The following is a 17,824-nucleotide window of genomic DNA, read 5'->3' on the forward strand; positions in this document are numbered from 1 at the left end:
GGTCTTCTGTTGGATACAAACGGAATTTATATGCTTTATTCTGCTTTGTCATATCATTTCACCTCACTTTTCACTTTGATTTTCAATATATGTTTTTACTACGTCTATTGGTGAACCACCAGTAGTTTTTTCACTTGTGGAAAATCTCTTTTAATAAGTCGAGAACTTGCACTTTTATAAGCGTTGATGAATTTTGTCATTTCTGTATTAGGGTGTGCCTTGAAAAAAATATGAACGTGGTCTACATCATGATTCCATTCAACTAATGTGATGTTATAGTTTTCAGATAGTCGAACAAACATATCTTTTGCATAGTCTGACATATTATTATCAAACACATTTCTTCTGTATTTCACGACCAACACAAGGTGATAATACAACAAGAATACTGAATGGTTATTACTATCTAATTTCATTTATATACCAGCCTTTATAATTGATAAGACTGATTATATCAGAGGCAAAATAAAAAGGAAAACCTTTTGGCTACGCCCTTCACACGCTTGAGGAAGGAGAATTCTTTCGGGAGATTCGTTAAAGTTATACTCTTTCCCACAGCTCATAAACACTTTTCTCTACACCTGTATCGTTAATTAATTTCCACACAATTCAATTCAAATTTACATATGCTACTGTATGCTACTCATGCATCTAGATCACCTATGGGCAGGCATGATCTGAAAGTTCACTTTAAGCGCGCTATATAAGCGCTTTTTTCATACGTAAATAATCTCTACAAAATGAAATTATCATTATTATATTTCCTTCCGAATAGAATTTCCAATAAGGTTTATACTATAACTGTAACTTTAAAGTTACACAACATAACTTGTAGGGCCTAATTTTCTTTTGTACAACAAGTAGTTAGCCAATTAAGCTGGCTGCTTTGTTGTGTCAAATGAAATTTCTACTCGAATTTATACTTCACTTCTTCTATTAGCCAGAATAAAATATTACAATCATTAGCTTCAATTTGTTTCATACCAAGCACACACTTTTTTAGTGTAATAATATCCGTATGTCCAAGGTTTATAGATTTTTTGCACCAGAACCAAAAATAATTTTATTACACCATTTCATATTTACATAAAAAATCCACACTTAACTAGACTCCTATACTCACACCATCCTTTCTAGACGAGCATAAGATATACTAACGAATGAAAGGGGGTAATTTTGATGGGTTTTGGTTTTGGTGGAGGTTATGATTTCAATAGATGTGATGATCGGAGAGATCATCACCGAAAAGAAGAAAACATTAGACAGGTGAATAATAATCCAGAGTTATTACAATTCTTAAGAACATTAACTCCTGGTACTTGTATTGTTCTTCAATATGATTGTCAACCACCTACAAGTGCAACATTCCAAGGTTTTCAAGGAAACAACGTAATTATTTTATCTGATTTTGATTGTTTCCCAGGATTGGCACGTATTGCAATTAACAAAATTAACGTAATTTCTATAAATTCACCTGATTGTGATCGTTTCTGCTGTAAACGTCGCAGACATTGTAAAGAATGTAACGAACATAAACATGATCATAGAGAAGATTAATAAGTTTTAATTAAAGGAAAAATCTTTCCCTTAATTTATAAGCCAATTTGCAAGAAAAACACCTATTACAAAATAGGTGTTTTTCTTTTCTAAATTTCATTTCACTTAACTAAACATAAATAACAAACTATTCCATATATCGGACATATACTATTGTAAGGTCGGCATCCAAATGACCCAAATAAATACCCACGCCAAGAAATAAAACTACAAAATATTTCTTGGCACCTTTTACATAAAATTAATTTATTAAAAATGTACAAACATAATTAAAACTCTGCACATATAATGTATTCTACCTTTCTATTATTTTACTGCAGGGATTTATCTTATATAAATCCCTTCTTTTTTAAAATATTCAAATATTTTATTTAACCTACATAATATAATAATCCCTAAAAACAAAATAAGATAAGAGTCTTCACCCTCTTATCTTTTCCTAAAAATTCATTTGCATTATATATTATGAAATAAGGAAATTGATTAATGAATTAGTTTCTTTATCAATTTCCCAATTAGCTAATTTATTTAAAATAAAAACTACTAATTTCAACAATTGTACAAGCCATTTTGTATTACTTACATACATTAACAATGAGATGATAATCATCTTATACCCCAAAACCCTAAACTACCTGTTCGGTAACTATCTTTAAAAGATAGAAAAAAGGGCAGTTTTTAACTGTCCTTTTTTATTTTTACTAAGATACATATTTTAGAAATTAAACGCTCCTTACTAATGAATACATATATTATATGGTGCTCCAACACACTTTAAAAACAAATAAACAAAAATGGTTTCCTTCCACAAAAACATGTAGCAGTTGTGGAAATATGAAAAATATGTCATTGTCTGAGCGAGTCTATTCTTGTATATGCGGTGTAAATCTCGATAGAGATTATAACGCAGCTATCAATATCAAAAATGAAGCAATACGCCTATTAGCGTTAGCATAGATAGCAATAAAATAACCCTTGGAACAAGGGAGTTAGCTCGGCTGTCTTAGGACGAATTCGTTAGCTACCAAAAGTAACGACTAACCGAGAAGCCCCCACTTCAAACAGTCCGTTAGGACGTTAAGTGGCGGGTAGTTCACATCTAGTATCTTTTTCTTCTTATATTCTTTTTAATATATTCATAAATTTTATCCATAACAAACGTTTCATGTTCTATCCAAATGGTTTCAGCTTCTTCCAATGTAACTACTCTTACTAATTTCTCAATTGCTGTGTCTTTAACTAAAAATGTAGCTACAGCACCTGTAGCTGTTGAATACTTATTGATAACTAAATTTATAATGTTATCAATCTCTAATACTATATCGTTATGAGAAGCCTTCTTATTTTGACTACTTTTGTTTGGTGTTTCTTTATCATCTTTCAATCGGGAATTTAAAGTGAATTCTACATAACCTATTGGAGAACTAATATCTGAACGAAATCTTATATCCTCAATTATTTCTAATACAATTTCTTTATGAGCTTCCCATTTTTTTAACACTTTAGGAAATATTTTTTCTTTACAGCGTTCTTCAAACCTTTTAATTTTTTGTTCAAATGTATTGGGCTGTTGAAATTTATCTAAATTCTTTTCAAAATGAACTAAATTGTTATCTTTCTTTTTTTGGCTATAGATAATAAATTTGATTTTTTGTACTTTCCTGCCTAATTTAATTTCTTCAAATTCAAAAGAAATATCTGTTTTTTGATTCAATTCTTTTTGAGAAGGATTTAATACACGTTGCTTAAAATTCGCATAGTTAGGGTATATATCCATTGCATCCAAGTAATACCTTAAATTTTGAAGACTAATTGTACGTTCCTTTAAATCTTCATATTGCTTTAGTAGTTCATAAATACGTATAGCGTATGTACTTTTCAATTTAATAACATTAGCTAATCTATAGCTTGTAAACTTGTTGCTTAATTCTAATAGAAATGGCTTTAATAATGGATCGAAACGCATATCAATTGTTCCTTTATTTCTGTTGTAAATTGCTGAAGACAGCCAAGATACCTGCATCAGATCTTCTCCAGTACGAATTTCAATTACTTTTGATAGTAATTCTTTAGTAATTTTACTTAACTCCGAATATTTAGTAGATCCATTTAGATCAAGTAGATCATGAAAATGTTTAATCGAGAATGTGTAGGTTTTAAAATCCCAATCATTAGGTTGAATATTACTAGCCAAACAAAGTAATATTTTTTGTTCTACTAAATTTAAACGTGAATTCGCTTCAATTAAAGTATTTGATTTTGAAACAATATTATTTTCTTTAATCTGCAAATCTTTACTATCAGACATACCTACATACGTCCCTTCTTTCTTACCTCTACTGTTCTACTAACTATAACAAGTATATTTCCTTTGCCGCAATTTATTTTTGTTTATTCAGAAAATTACATTCTCACTATTACAGTTAACAAGCCCTTTGTTCTATATAAAAGTATTCCGAAAGTCGTTTGAATAGTAATATACTTTGTAAATATTTACATTTATAAAGTATATAACCAAATTTGTTATCTTTAGAACCGTTTTGTTATGCTTAAAATCAAATTTATTATTTTCAGAACCATTTTTGTTATAGTTAAAACTATTATCTTTAGAAATATTTTTGCTAGAGTTAAGTAACCAGATTTGTTACCTTTAAAACCATCTTTATTACAGTTAAGCAACCAAATTTGTTACCTTTAAAACCATCTTTATTACAGTTAAGCAACCAAATTTGTTACCTTTAAAACCATCTTTATTACAGTTAAGCAACCAAGTTTGTTACCTTTAAAACCATCTTTATTACAGTTAAGCAACCAAATTTGTTACCTTTAAAACCATTTTTGTTATAGTTAAAACCAAGTTTGTTACCTTTAAAACCATTTTTATTACCGTTAAGCAACCAAATTTGTTACCTTTAAAACCATTTTTGTTATAATTAAAACCAAGTTTGTTATCTTTAGAACCACTTTTGTTACCGTTAAGCAACCAAATTTGTTACCTTTAAAACCATTTTTGTTATAATTAAAACCAAGTTTGTTATCTTTAGAACCACTTTTGTTATCATTAGGAGTCATACCCCCTTATATATCAAGACATTTCATGCTCTTAAAACATATAAACATATAAAATACGTAAAACAATTAATATATATAACAAGCAAAAGATAAATTGTTGAATGCATATACTTAATTTCATTTTTTAAATGAAATTTCCACATCATGAAAACAAATTTGTTATATTTGGTTTAAATAGACAAGTAAACGTCAATTAATCAAATAATTATTTTGAGAATATTTAATTAAAAATTGGGTTATATACTTTATTGAAGATTCATAAAATAAAAAAGCCCCAAAAAGGGCCTTTTGAGTTTCGAAAGAAAGGAATATCTCCTATATAATATATGCTTGTTGCAATAGAATGTGAAAAAATACATAATAGTTTTATTTGGTGGAGCAGTGAAGTAGTTTAATCAAGATGAGGGGGTAGTTGAAGGTATCTATTGTGTGGAGATGCTTTTTTATGAAGATTAAGACTCTGCATCACAAACTTTTTTAAAAAAGCACCTGAATCTTTTTAAAAATAAGAAACAATCCAGATAGACACTCTCTTGACTAAAGTTAAGAGCTTTAATTCTAACGTATTAACGAAGCAGACTCTTGGATGACTGAGAGTTCGCAATCCATTTTTTGACGCAAGGAAATACATATAATGACGTTTTCTATAGATTATGGGTATGAATATATATTTGGTTAGCAATATTTTTAATAAGACGCCGTTTCTTTATAAAACAATGATCTGTTCCGTAATGTTATTTAGGTATTTACTTGTCTAATTGAGATACCTACGGGAATCTTTTTTATTTGTGCAATTACAATCGATTAAGTTGATTTTTGTACTCCTGCGATAACACGGGGCCTTGAAATATGAAAAGACCGCAAGGCTTTTTGAAAAAGCACTTTGCAGCCATCTGATCTCTTTTCTTTTTCAAATGGAAATCCATTGTATTCTCTTCTGATTCAAAGGTACGATATAAATATATTTATTTAACCTTAACTTTTATATATCTTTCATCAACTCTTCAAGAATTGCTTGTTGGCCTCAAGTGTACGTTTGTTGAATCCGTTTTCAAAAAGGTTTTTTACCTGTTTTATTTTGTCCATATATAAGATTAAGAAGCTGCATATATTCATTTTCTTGTCCAATGTCAAATCGGTGCCCATCAATCATTTTTCCATATACTTTTTTATTCATAATTAAAGAATGAATCGCATCTGTTAATTGATATTCCCCCCCAACACCAGGTTGAAGTTTTTTTAATAAAGGAAAAATATCAGGCGTAAAAACATATCTACCAATTACTGCAAGATTAGATGGAGGATTTACTTTTGGTTTTTCTATAATATTCGTAATATCCATGTAATTCCCCTTTACAACCTTCCCTTCAATTATACCATACTTCTCTATGAACTCATCTGGTACCGTATGAATGCCTATCACACTATTTTTTGTCTCTTTATAAATACTAATTAATTGATTTAAAGCAGTTTCTTTATCCGAAACTACAATATCATCTGGTAAGAGTACAGCAAAAGGTTCATTACCAATAAATGTTTCACCTAATCTTATCGCCTCACCAAGTCCCCTCGCGTATGGCTGCCTTATATAATGGATTTGAACATTAGGAATAGCAAGCTCTTTTAACAGGTGGGCTTTTTTTTCTTTTTCTAAAAAAGCCTCCAATTCTAATGAATAATCAAAGTAATCAACTATTAAATCCTTTCTGCTAGAAAGTACAATTAATATTTGCTCAATACCTGATTTTACAGCCTCTTCCACAATATAATGAATCGCTGGTTTATTACCTATTGGAAACATTTCTTTTGGAATTACCTTTGTAATTGGAAGGCTTCTTGTGCCGTAACCAGCGGCTGGAATAATTGCTTTTTTAATCACTAATCTCTCGCTCCCTCGAGTGTTTACAATATTAATATTCAATAACCTCCTTACCTGCGCATGACGATTCCAAAAGAGGCTTTTACCTTCTAATTACTTTCATTTCTTATATGAATAGGCCCTTTCAGTTGTCACCAATCCAACTTGTCCATCAATATACTGTAACAACTAGTACTATAGTACTAAGTTCAGAGAGGTGATTATTGTATGGATATATGTATTATAGGATCTGGTTATGTAGGAATCACATCAGCAGCAGTATTAGCAGATTTAGGTCATAATGTTATATGTGTAGATAAGGATCAAGAAAAAATTAATTCTCTCCAAAAAGGAGAATGCCCCATTTATGAACCAGATTTAAAGGAGCTTATTCACAAAAATAAAAACCGATTGCAATTCAGTTGTGATATTGATAATGCTATTCGACAATCACCCGTTATTTTTATCGCTGTAGGAACCCCTTCTACAACAAGTGGAAAGACGGATTTAAAATATATATACTCCGTCATTGACCTACTAGTTCCAACTATAACATCGTATAAAACTATTATTACCAAAAGTACAGTTCCACCAGGTACAAATCAACAATTATATGAAATACTTATTAAACGTGGGGTTTCATCGTCCTTATTCAATATTGTCTCCAATCCTGAATTTCTTCGTGAAGGCTCTGCTGTTCACGATATGCTCAATCCAGATAGAACTATTATAGGTATCCAAAAAGCTGACACAACGTCTTTTAAGATTATGCAGGATATATATAAAGGAATTAGTGCTCCTTTCCTTTGTACAGGTTTAAATGAAGCAGAGATGATTAAATATACATCTAATGTATTTTTGGCTACCAAAATATCTTTTATAAATGAAATTTCTCGAATTTGTGATGCATATAACATTGATATTGTTGAAGTGGCAAAAGGGATTGGCTATGACTTTCGAATTAATCCTCATTTTCTTCAGGCAGGGATGGGATATGGCGGATCATGCTTCCCAAAAGACTTACACTCACTCATTTATACAGCAACTGATAGGCACGTAGCAGTTCCTATTTTACAAGCTGTACAATCCATTAACTCTACACAGATAGATCTTTATATTGAAAAAATTAAAAAAGCTATAAAAGAACCCTCTTCAAAAAAAATAACGGTTTTAGGAATTGCTTTTAAACCAAATACTGATGATATTCGTAGCTCCCTTGCCGTAATACTTCTTGAAAAGTTAATTCCTCATGGCTATGATTTACATGCCTATGACCCCAAAGCTTTTCTTCCTTCACATTTAAAAAGACAAGTTACCCAGCATGGTAACCTAGAATCTGCAATTACAAATTCTGATTGTATTATTATCGCCACGGACTGGAATGAATTTAAAACACTTAATTGGAAACGAGTCAAACAAGTTATGAAGGGATGCACAATTGTGGATGGACGCAATTGCATTGAAAAGGATGAAATAGAAAAATACGGATTACAATATATTGGAGTGGGTCGTTCATGAAAATACTTGTAACAGGAGCCGCTGGTTTCATTGGCTCACATTTGTGTCAAGCGTTACTTAAAAATAGTGCATATCATGTAGTTGGAATTGATCATTTCATCGGTCCTACTCCAGCTATTTTAAAGATAGGTAATATACAATATCTCGGATTAAATTCACGTTTTCAATTCATACGAGAAGACATTCTAAATACAGATTTATCAAAACTATTACAAGATATAGATGTTGTTTATCATCTAGCTGCTATTCCTGGTGTGAGATCAAGTTGGGGAAAAGATTTTCAGCCTTATGTTACAAATAACATAATGGTTACACAGCAGCTACTTGAAGCATGTAAACACATAAAATTAGATAAATTTATTCACATATCCACCTCTTCTGTTTATGGTGAAAAATCTGGCGCAGTTTCTGAAAATCTATTACCTACTCCTCTATCTCCATACGGGGTTACCAAATTAAGTGGTGAGCACTTATGTCATGTTTATCACAAAAATTTTCACATACCAATTGTTATCTTAAGATATTTCACAGTGTATGGGCCAAGGCAGCGTCCTGATATGGCATTTCATAGATTAATTAAACAACTGCTAGAAGATAAACCTCTCACAATATTTGGTGATGGAACACAAACACGTGATTTTACCTATATTGATGACTGTATACGAGGAACAGTGGCAGCTTTAGAGACAAAAAAAAATATAATAGGTGAAGTTATCAATATCGGTGGAAAAGAACAAGCATCCATTTTAGACATCATTTCTATGCTAGAAAAAATATCAGGGAAATCAGCAATCAAAAACTTTCTAAAATCAGTTCCTGGAGAACCGAAGCAAACATGGGCAGATATATCTAAGGCCAGTACATTACTGCAATATTCTCCAACAGTTTCTCTATCTGACGGACTGGAAGCAGAATATCATTATATAAAACAACTATACAAAGGGGATTAGTTTATGAAAATTGCATATATATGTACAGAAAAATTACCATCTCCAGCGATTAAAGGTGGAGCAATTCAAATGATGATTGATGGGGTGTCCCCCTATATAAGTCAAGATTATGAACTTACTATTTTCTCCATTTCAGATCCAAATCTTCCAAATCAAAAAACACAAGATAATATCAATTACGTGTATTTGCCTCAAAAAGATTATGAACAGCACGTTATAAGTACACTCCAAGCCAATACCTTTGATATTATACATGTCTTTAATCGTCCTAAAAATATACCTCTATATAAACAAGCTTCTCCACACAGTAAATTTGTATTAGGTCTTCATAACGATATGTTTGCTGAACATAAGCTATCTATTTGTGAAGGCAATCTTATTATTGAAATGGTTACCGCCATTGTGACTGTTAGTAACTATATTAAACAAACTGTGATTGCGAGATTTCCACAAGCTGTAGAAAAGATTTCCATTGTCTACTCTGGTGTTAATTTAAAACAATCTCCCTCCATCTGGACACCAACAGGACAAAAGATAAGAAATTCATTTCGTACAAAATACGGTATCCAAGATAAAAAAGTCATTCTATTTGTTGGCCGATTATGCAAAAATAAAGGTCCAGACTTGCTCATTCAATCTATGAAGAAGATTATTCAAACGCATAAAGATACGGTACTTGTAATTGTTGGTGGTAAATGGTTTAGTGATAACCGAGTAAATAAATATGTTAAAAGGCTATATAGATTAGCTAGACCAATTAAAGAACACGTAATTTTCACCAAATTTATTCCTGCAGATCAAATTCATAATATATTTCTAATGGGGGATATATTTATATGTAGCTCACAATGGAACGAACCATTGGCACGTGTTCATTATGAAGCAATGGCTGCTGGAATCCCAATTATTACAACTAACCGTGGGGGAAATGCAGAAGTTATAACAGATGAATATAACGGCTGCTTAGTAGAACAATATAATAATCCAATGGAGTTCGCCAGACTTGTCCAGGTTTTATTATCTCAACGCGAATTTGCACAATGGATTGCTGAAAACGGAAGAAAAATTGTGGAGGCAAACTTTACATTTAAGCATACGGCAAAAAAACTAGATCAGGTATATAAAAAAGTAGCAGAATCTACTAATCAACCTCCTAGAAATCTAATACGCCCTCTCAAAATTCTAATTGTTTGAACTGCCAAGCATTTAACGTTTTGATAGGCTATTTGAATTGAGGAATTCCTAAATACAGAAACTTAACGGAGAGATCCTACTCAAGAAGATTTGGAGTTTTAACTTTTTTATTTTAATCAAAACAATTGGAACATAACTAACTAGAAATAAACATTATTGATACAACTACAATTTTCTTCCCGCACCATTTTGCTTTTTATTGAGGAAACTCGTCGGGCAAGAATGGTACGTTAATGTTTTCTCCATTTCTTTATAAGTAAGACTCCGCATAGCGAAGAAACGATTAAATGCGAAAACTCCAAATGTTATTGATTAATATGGATTGCACCTCGTCTTTATGTATGTCTCCTGTATTGTACAAAATAAGATACACTAATACCTGCTGCTATTCAATACTTTCCTAAATTCAGTACTTCACATCTTTATATTTTTGAGGAGAGAGCCTTCTATCGAAAAAATAAATACGTGTATTTGATTTGAACTACTCACCACTTAACGTCCTTACGGACTGTTTGAAGTGGGAGATTCCTGCGAACACCGATGTATCCACCGGTTATCTTAGCAGGCTCTTCCCGTAGTCCCTACGGTGAAAACAAAAGTATCTTGTACATTGATTCATCACGATTCCTACTATAGCTTGGTTTTCTCAACTTCAGCAAACGTGGGTGAAAGAACGTTGAAGATTTTACGGTTGCAACGTTTTTCTGCAACCAACCTCATATCTTCAGTTTTCAAAGAGCAATCTGTACAAATATATGGTAGCAAACATGTTGGCTTATGCCAACCAACATTCATCTCCCACCTAAAATTGATGTTTCACACCTTCACATTTTTGAGGAAGGAGTCTTCTGTCGTAAAACGATAAAGGCGGTCTATTATGTATATGTTAAAGAACAAAAAACGCTTGGAGAACCAAGCGTATTTTAGTGCTAATTATTTTAAGCGTCTTCTTCTTCACCATCGTCATCTTCTTCTTCGTCTTCTTCTTCGTCTTCTTCCTCGTCTTCTTCCTCGTCTTCTTCTTCGTCTTCTTCGTCTTCTTCCTCTTCGTCTTCTTCCTCTTCGTCTTCTTCGTCTTCTTCGTCTTCTTCTTCGTCTTCTTCGTCTTCTTCGTCTTCTTCGTCTTCTTCGTCTTCTTCGTCTTCTTCGTCTTCTTCGTCTTCTTCGTCTTCTTCTTCGTCTTCTTCGTCTTCTTCGTCTTCTTCGTCTTCTTCTTCTTCTTCGTCTTCTTCTTCTTCGTCTTCTTCGTCTTCTTCGTCTTCTTCCTCTTCCTCTTCTTCGTCTTCTTCGTCTTCTTCGTCTTCTTCGTCTTCTTCTTCTTCGTCTTCGTCTTCTTCTTCTTCTTCTTCGTCTTCGTCTTCGTCTTCTTCGTCTTCTTCTTCTTCGTCTTCTTCCTCTTCTTCTTCTCCTTCTTCGTCTTCTTCTTCGTCTGTAAAAATTACTTCTGTTTCATCAACATATTGAATTTCGACCTCGACACCATTATGTGTACCAGATTGAATTATTTCAGCTAGAGCTTTTAAAACTTCCTGTAAATCACCATCTGAATTAACACTAAAGCCATTCTCAACATCTAATTTTATTTTTGCTCTTTTTACATCAGCCATTTACCTAACTCCTTCAATATATTTTTATATATACTATGTTGAAAGAATATGAAAAGATTAATCTATTTGCGGAAATTTCATTATTCATTTTCCTTAGCATTCTTTACTAAATTTGCTATCCATGGGCTTTTTAATGGATAATCGGGAGTAATAACTTTGACTTTTACTTTCGGCTTTTCTATTTGAGTTGGAATGGCCTCATTTTTTTCTGTTTTTTGTTCTTCTGTTTCTATTGTATTTTGGGTCTCTTCATCTTTTTCTTCATCAATTGTTATAGTTTTTTGTAGAGATTTCTCTTCTTGTTCTATTGTTTTCTTCTTTTTCTTCTTCTTTTTCCTCTTCTTCTGAACCTCTTCGGCTTTTTCTTCTTTTTCTTCTTTTACTTCATCAATTACTGTAGTTTTTTGTGGAGATTTCTCTTCTGAATCTAGCAATCCGATTTTGGGTAACTCCTCTAATTCTACTTCCTCAATGATTGCTAAATTCTCTAGCACTGAAGATTCATTTAGTACAATATTTTTTTGCTGTTCATACTCTGACAATTCCCATCCCATTGGCCCTGGTGGAGAAAACACAAATTTCTCTAAATCTAAAATAGGGATTACAATCTCTTCTTGTTCTGAATTCATTTTATTTCCCTCCGCTATTGCTCTTGATTTCGTGATAAATATCAGAAAAACTTTGTAAAAATTCTTCCTTAGAGTCTTCAAGTGCAATAATATTTTGCAATGCCCAAATATACTTTTCATCAGACCAAGAACGCTTTTGTCCTAAATAGTATTTATGTGCGATTGCACAGAATAAGTGAGGGAACGATAAATCAGTCCATAGAACACGAAATTGTTTTTCTGATAAGGAATTTTCCGAATCATATGCACTCAACATATGAATTGCTAAATTAGTATCCCAAACTGACATTTTTTTCATCACTTTATTTAAAATAATACGTAGATCCCTTACGGGTAAATCACTTGTAATGGAATGTAGCTCTTTCATGAACACGGCATCATCTATTTCTGCAAACCTTGCTAAAGTAAAATCTTGCTGACAAAAACTATTAGATGCAATAACTTCTTTTGTCCATTGGTCAAAATATGGATCATCTATTTCTTGTAATGCTCTCTTACCACGTGCTAACATCTTATCGACGTACTCTAAAAACATCGTTGAAAATACATCCTCTGGAAAGGAGAGTGCAATTCTTTTGTTTCCTTCTAATTCTTGTAATTTCCATCTGTATAATTTATGCCATTTTCCTAATCGACTCCGAATTTTACTTTCTTGCATCGGAATATAGCCTTCTGATGCTTGATGAAATTTACCCGCATATATGAGTACCTTCTCTAATTGTTCTTTATTATAATATATGACTTCTTTCCCTTGATGCTTATCATATAATACATACGCATACTCATCAGATCCAATACAAAATCCTCCTCTTTTTGTTTTATGAATGTTTGTAATTGGTAATCCATTTTGAAGGAGATGTAAATGTGCCCCAGCAATAAACAGCATCCTTTTTGGATGCATATGTGCTTGTTTTAATATTTTTAATCCTTCTTCTGTTTCAACTTCCCACATTGTTCTCCCACTTCTGCTTGATTGTAAAATGATATTACTTACTTCAAATGGATAAAAGCTAAGGACTTTTTTTAAATGTTCACTTTCTAATCCAGTTGTTTCTTCCAACTTTCTTCACCCTCCTCTTAAATTTTATAAAACTTCCTCATACACTCTCATTAAATCCATAGCAACTCGGTTCCAATTAAATTCTTTTTCGACCTTCGCACGTCCATATTTCCCTATTTGTTTTCTTTTATTTTCGTTATTTAATAGATTAATTATTTTTTCTGCATATGCATCCGGATTCTCAAAGTCATTGACAATATACCCATTTTTTCCTTCTTCAATAACTTCAGGATTACCACCTCGATTACTTGTGATAATTGGTAAACCCGCTGCCATTGCTTCATAATGCACCCTAGCAAGAGGCTCTTGCCACTGTGAAGAGCAAACAAAAATATCTGACATAGCATAAAGTGTTGATATATCCTTTGGCTTAACAAATTTAATAAATACTACATGTTCTGGAAACATTGCACCTAAAGTATATAAATGTTTTACATAATTATTTACATTGTTATCTCCAAACCATTTTGAGCCAATAAAAACCATTACAATGTCTGGATTCTTCTCAATTATTTTAGGCAGAGCCTGTAGCAAAATATGAGGACCTTTTACTTTACTCAAGCGTCCAACAAACAAAACTATTTTTTTATTTTGCAAATTCAACTGTTTTTGAACATGATTTTTAACTTTTGTACCATTAGCGGTCCACGAAGGATAATATTCATTTACATCTACACCAGAATATACTGTTCTTGTCTTTGCTTTTGCAGTTTGAAAGCGCGAGGTAATTGTCTTTCCGATATAATCACTAACCGTTACAATTTGGGAAACACCAGCGATACACGCTTCACCCTCTTTATCACTTATCTTTTCGTACGCAAACATTTCATTATGCACACTTAACACGAATTTGGTCTGTGGTGCTGCCTCACGTAAAATTGCAATCCAATTGGGACGATTACATAAATGAACCACATCATATTTTTCCTGTTTCAAATGTTTAATAACATCAGGCAGATACTCCTCTTCTGGAAAACGTATATACCTTACACCTTTGTTTTTTTCTTCTGATTTTAAATTAGGATCTGTTATAGAAATAACTGTCACATTTTTTCCATTTGAAGCAATAATGGAAGCAACAGAATCTATATAAATTTGAATAGCTCCACCCCGTACAGCTGGTACAGGTAGCTTTTCAGTGGATATTATCGCAATTTTCATTAAATCGCCTCCCTGTTTCATAAAATACAACTTTCTTCATATGTTACGAAGGAACCCTTATATTTGTGAGTTATCAAGCATTATTTCATCTTTTATAATTGAAGTTAATTAGTACTTTTTCTTCTTAAAGGCAAATGGCTAGAGCAAAAATGGTCATGTACCATACAGTAATAAGAGAGTATAAAAGGATGGTGGTATATGTGGAGAATCATAATGAAGAAGCGGTGTATACATTATCGCCCGAAGAGGAGCAAAAATTAGTAGCATTGGCAGAGACAATGATTCAACATTGGGACATTCAAGCGACTACAATTGAATTAATACAAGGTGGACAACTAGCCTTAGTATGGAAAATTCATACTGCAGATGGACCATTTTGCTTAAAGAGAATTCATCGCCCTGAAAAAAAAGCTTTATTTTCTATTCACGCTCAAGATTATCTTGCAAAAAAAGGCATGCGTGTACCGAGCATAATTCCAAGCAAAGTGAATCAGTTATATACAAAACACGGTCCATTTTTATTTGTTGTTTATGAATGGATTGAGGGAAGACCATTTGAGCTTACAATGCAAGAAGACCTTGAAATGATTATGAAAGGGTTAGCAGATTTTCATGTAGCTTCTATTGGCTACAAACCGCCACCAGGCATACCTATCTTTACAAAACTGGGACGTTGGCCCAATCATTACATTAAAAGATTTCAACAGATGGAGATTTGGAAAACTTTATCCGCAACTATGCCGGATGACCCATTCTCACAATTGTACTTGACTGAAATCGACGCTTTCATTTCAGAAGCAAAACACACACACCAAAGACTATTGGAATCTGAATATACAAAATGGACTGACGAATTAAAAGAATTCCCTAATTTATGTCATCAAGATTATGGAACAGGAAATTCCTTATTAGATCCAAGTAATCAAATTTGGGTAATTGATTTAGATACAGTTTCTTACGATCTCCCTATTCGAGACTTGCGTAAAATGATTATTCCTCTCCTAGATACAACTGGTGTTTGGAATGCAGATCAATTTCAAATTATGATTAACGCATATGAGTCAGTTTCCCCTTTAACAGCTGAGCAGAAGAAAATTATGTTTATTGATATGTTATTTCCTTACGAATTGTATGATGTGATTCGTGAAAAATACGTCAGAAAATCACCATTACTTGCTGAAGAACTTGCTGGAGCTATGGAATATGAAAGGATAAAGTCAAAAGCTTTAAATATGTTAATAGAGGAATTTTAATACTCAATACAAACCGTTTTGTTGCAAAGGTTACTGTTATTTTTTTCCGACAGAAGGCCGTTTCTCGAAAATGTGCAGGCGTGAAACACCAATTTTAGGTGGAAGATAAATGTCGGTAGGCATAAGTCTACGTTTTTCGTTTTTACTAGAAGCAAGAATAAAAGGCCTTAATTGCGAGAACCATTGTTTGAAGTTGTTTTGTATTTAATCGTTTTCTTGCTATATGGAATCATACTTATAAAAAAGTGGGGAAAAGGTTAACGTATCATTTTTCACTGACGAGCTTACTCAATTAAAATAGAAAATGGTACGGGAAGCAAGATGTAATTATATCAAAAACGTTTATTTTTAGTCAGCTATGTTCGAATTACATTCACCAATATAAAGACGTTAAAAATCTTAATCTTCTTGAGTGTGATTGCCCTTCTTGTAGTACACATAACGATAGATATGTTAACGCAGAACTAAATCTTAGAAACGAAGCTATCCCTCTCTTAACACAGGGATAGCTTTAATTGATTAGAAATATTAGGGAGTTAAGTGAAGATTGTTTCAGCAAGGTTCTGTAACAAGGATCATTTAATAAAGACATAGAACTTACACGGGCTGTTCAATTCAAAATTATAATACACCTACCTCCGAACAAAATATGTACAAGCTGACTTTATTTAATGCAGGCCCCTTTAAAAGGAGTTTGTAGAATAGCCTCTTTATTATAATATTTTTAACAACTCCTTGTATGCAAATGAAAAGAGCATCCACAATTGTTAGATGCTCCTATATAAAGTGGTTTCTCACCACATTCCAGTATATGCTTGTCCTTCTCAAAAGGTGTAAACAAAAAACAACTTACTTAAGCGCCTTCTCAATATATAGGAGATAATTCTAAAGTATATATTAATATTTCTCGATGTTACGTCTATTCTATATTTGAAATTACTTAATATGCATAGATGTAACACTCTCAGCGCTCAAGGAGCAAGGAATGTCAATCTAAAACATATTGGAATTAACAAGAAAAAAGATAATATTCTTGATACATTGTTTATTTAATTTTTCTATATAATATAAAGCAATTTTAAAATTACATGTTACTCTACTATTTTTTGCATTTTAATGAGAAATTTATTCTACATCACTAATTGCTTAAATAGATTCAAGTCTAAGATTAATTTTGTTCGGAAAACGTATAGTATTATCGGTTGAATTACTTGTTACTTCTACATTTGGTCCAATAACAATAACTAAATTTCATCTCACAATCATTATAATGCCTTTGATATGGATTCCTTCTAAAAATAATACAGTACGTAAATGAAGCAACTGATAAGCCTATAACAGTTCTCTAATGTTTTTTGTTACTTCTGCAAAATTATCGCTAGAACTATTCACTCTGTATGATAAGAATAATATTTCTTTAACTCTAAAGCGGCATTAGAGGGACAATTTTGCTTTTAATAAAACATCAGAAGATTTTTCTGACTCTAATAAAGTATCAAAACATCTTCTGATTTAAATGAGGCAATAAGAGGAATCTAATTCATATCAAACAATCAAATTTACATTTATCATTATCAGAATTAAAACAAAACTGCTCCACCATTTGATTGCTTTCTACTTCCACGCCTTCTCCATTACCGCGAAGAAGACTATTGAAAATAATTTATAAAAAATTCTTATTAAATAAATTTCATATCTAAATAAAAATCCACACTTAACTAGACTCCTATACTCACACCATCCTTTCTAGACGAGCATAAGATATACTGACGAACGAAAGGGGGTAATTTTATGGGTTTTGGTTTTGGTGGAGCTTGTGATTTCAATAGATGTGATGATCGGAGAGATCATCACCGAAAAGAAGAAAACATTAGACAGGTGAATAATAATCCAGAGTTATTACAATTCTTAAGAACATTAACTCCTGGTACTTGCATTGTTCTTCAATATGATTGCCAACCACCT

Annotated in this window: 15 protein-coding genes and 3 pseudogenes; 7 read left to right on the forward strand and 11 right to left on the reverse strand. The window is 32.2% G+C overall.

Features of this window, described 5'->3' with window-relative positions; translation table 11 throughout:
• A partial coding sequence (locus ACUN13_RS31120; RefSeq protein WP_142322305.1) for a helix-turn-helix domain-containing protein occupies nt 1-52 on the reverse strand: 52 nt, incomplete at its 3' end.
• 11 nt (nt 53-63) lie between these two features.
• A pseudogene (gene tnpA / locus ACUN13_RS31125) lies at nt 64-416 on the reverse strand (IS200/IS605 family transposase).
• A 763-nt stretch (nt 417-1,179) separates the two neighbouring features.
• Here tnpA and ACUN13_RS31130 point away from each other — a divergent pair.
• Nucleotides 1,180-1,557, forward strand: a complete 378-nt coding sequence (locus tag ACUN13_RS31130) for a hypothetical protein (RefSeq protein WP_098282273.1) — start codon at nt 1,180-1,182, stop codon at nt 1,555-1,557.
• 463 nt (nt 1,558-2,020) lie between these two features.
• Here the strand turns inward: ACUN13_RS31130 and ACUN13_RS31135 are convergent, their stop codons facing one another.
• Nucleotides 2,021-2,167, reverse strand: coding sequence for a hypothetical protein (locus tag ACUN13_RS31135; protein ID WP_409532415.1), 147 nt, complete (start codon nt 2,165-2,167; stop codon nt 2,021-2,023).
• Between the two features lie 149 nt (nt 2,168-2,316).
• On the opposite strand from ACUN13_RS31135, the gene ACUN13_RS31140 reads away from it, so the two are divergent.
• On the forward strand, nt 2,317-2,514 hold the full coding sequence (locus ACUN13_RS31140; RefSeq protein WP_409532439.1) for a zinc ribbon domain-containing protein: 198 nt from the start codon (nt 2,317-2,319) through the stop codon (nt 2,512-2,514).
• A gap of 142 nt (nt 2,515-2,656) precedes the next feature.
• Here ACUN13_RS31140 and ACUN13_RS31145 read toward each other — a convergent pair whose 3' ends face one another.
• The 4 genes and pseudogenes from ACUN13_RS31145 to ACUN13_RS31160 form a co-directional block, all read right to left on the reverse strand.
• The gene (locus tag ACUN13_RS31145) at nt 2,657-3,865 is read right to left on the reverse strand and encodes a replication initiation protein (protein ID WP_409532416.1); all 1,209 of its coding nucleotides are present in this window, start codon (nt 3,863-3,865) and stop codon (nt 2,657-2,659) included.
• A gap of 581 nt (nt 3,866-4,446) precedes the next feature.
• Entirely contained in the window at nt 4,447-4,629 is a 183-nt protein-coding gene (locus tag ACUN13_RS31150; protein ID WP_409532417.1) for a hypothetical protein, read from the reverse strand.
• An 824-nt stretch (nt 4,630-5,453) separates the two neighbouring features.
• Nucleotides 5,454-5,633 (reverse strand): annotated as a pseudogene (locus ACUN13_RS31155) (DDE-type integrase/transposase/recombinase); the annotation flags it as partial.
• 47 nt (nt 5,634-5,680) lie between these two features.
• Nucleotides 5,681-6,508, reverse strand: a complete 828-nt coding sequence (locus ACUN13_RS31160; RefSeq protein ID WP_409532418.1) for a UTP--glucose-1-phosphate uridylyltransferase — start codon at nt 6,506-6,508, stop codon at nt 5,681-5,683.
• Between the two features lie 207 nt (nt 6,509-6,715).
• Here ACUN13_RS31160 and ACUN13_RS31165 point away from each other — a divergent pair, with 207 nt between their 5' ends.
• From ACUN13_RS31165 to ACUN13_RS31175, 3 genes are read left to right on the forward strand one after another with little or no spacing between them, the layout of a single operon-like run.
• The gene (locus ACUN13_RS31165; RefSeq protein WP_098853043.1) at nt 6,716-8,005 is read left to right on the forward strand and encodes a UDP-glucose dehydrogenase family protein; all 1,290 of its coding nucleotides are present in this window, start codon (nt 6,716-6,718) and stop codon (nt 8,003-8,005) included.
• Entirely contained in the window at nt 8,002-8,955 is a 954-nt protein-coding gene (locus tag ACUN13_RS31170; protein ID WP_445424185.1) for an NAD-dependent epimerase/dehydratase family protein, read from the forward strand. Before ACUN13_RS31165 ends, ACUN13_RS31170 begins: the two co-directional genes overlap by 4 nt.
• A gap of 3 nt (nt 8,956-8,958) precedes the next feature.
• Nucleotides 8,959-10,149, forward strand: a complete 1,191-nt coding sequence (locus tag ACUN13_RS31175; RefSeq protein ID WP_445424186.1) for a glycosyltransferase family 4 protein — start codon at nt 8,959-8,961, stop codon at nt 10,147-10,149.
• Nucleotides 10,150-11,087: 938 nt separating this feature from the next.
• Here ACUN13_RS31175 and ACUN13_RS31180 read toward each other — a convergent pair.
• The 4 genes from ACUN13_RS31180 to ACUN13_RS31195 all read right to left on the reverse strand — a co-directional run bounded on the left by ACUN13_RS31180 (nt 11,088) and on the right by ACUN13_RS31195 (nt 14,606).
• A complete protein-coding gene (locus ACUN13_RS31180; protein WP_445424187.1) occupies nt 11,088-11,756 on the reverse strand; it encodes an AAA family ATPase in 669 nt (222 codons plus the stop codon).
• 80 nt (nt 11,757-11,836) lie between these two features.
• Nucleotides 11,837-12,385, reverse strand: a complete 549-nt coding sequence (locus tag ACUN13_RS31185; RefSeq protein WP_440018878.1) for a hypothetical protein — start codon at nt 12,383-12,385, stop codon at nt 11,837-11,839.
• Between the two features lies 1 nt (nt 12,386).
• On the reverse strand, nt 12,387-13,445 hold the full coding sequence (gene cotS / locus ACUN13_RS31190; protein ID WP_070183924.1) for a spore coat putative kinase CotS: 1,059 nt from the start codon (nt 13,443-13,445) through the stop codon (nt 12,387-12,389).
• Between the two features lie 24 nt (nt 13,446-13,469).
• Nucleotides 13,470-14,606: a glycosyltransferase family 4 protein gene (locus ACUN13_RS31195; protein ID WP_070183923.1), complete on the reverse strand. Its 1,137-nt coding sequence runs from the start codon at nt 14,604-14,606 to the stop codon at nt 13,470-13,472.
• Between the two features lie 149 nt (nt 14,607-14,755).
• Between ACUN13_RS31195 and ACUN13_RS31200 the strand changes: the two genes are divergently transcribed.
• Together ACUN13_RS31200 and ACUN13_RS31205 are read left to right on the forward strand one after the other, a co-directional pair.
• A complete protein-coding gene (locus tag ACUN13_RS31200) occupies nt 14,756-15,859 on the forward strand; it encodes a CotS family spore coat protein (protein WP_098537114.1) in 1,104 nt (367 codons plus the stop codon).
• 302 nt (nt 15,860-16,161) lie between these two features.
• A pseudogene (locus ACUN13_RS31205) lies at nt 16,162-16,368 on the forward strand (IS200/IS605 family element RNA-guided endonuclease TnpB); the annotation flags it as partial.
• Between the last annotated feature and the right edge of the window lie 1,456 nt (nt 16,369-17,824).

This window comes from Bacillus cereus group sp. Bce041 (assembly GCF_052646455.1).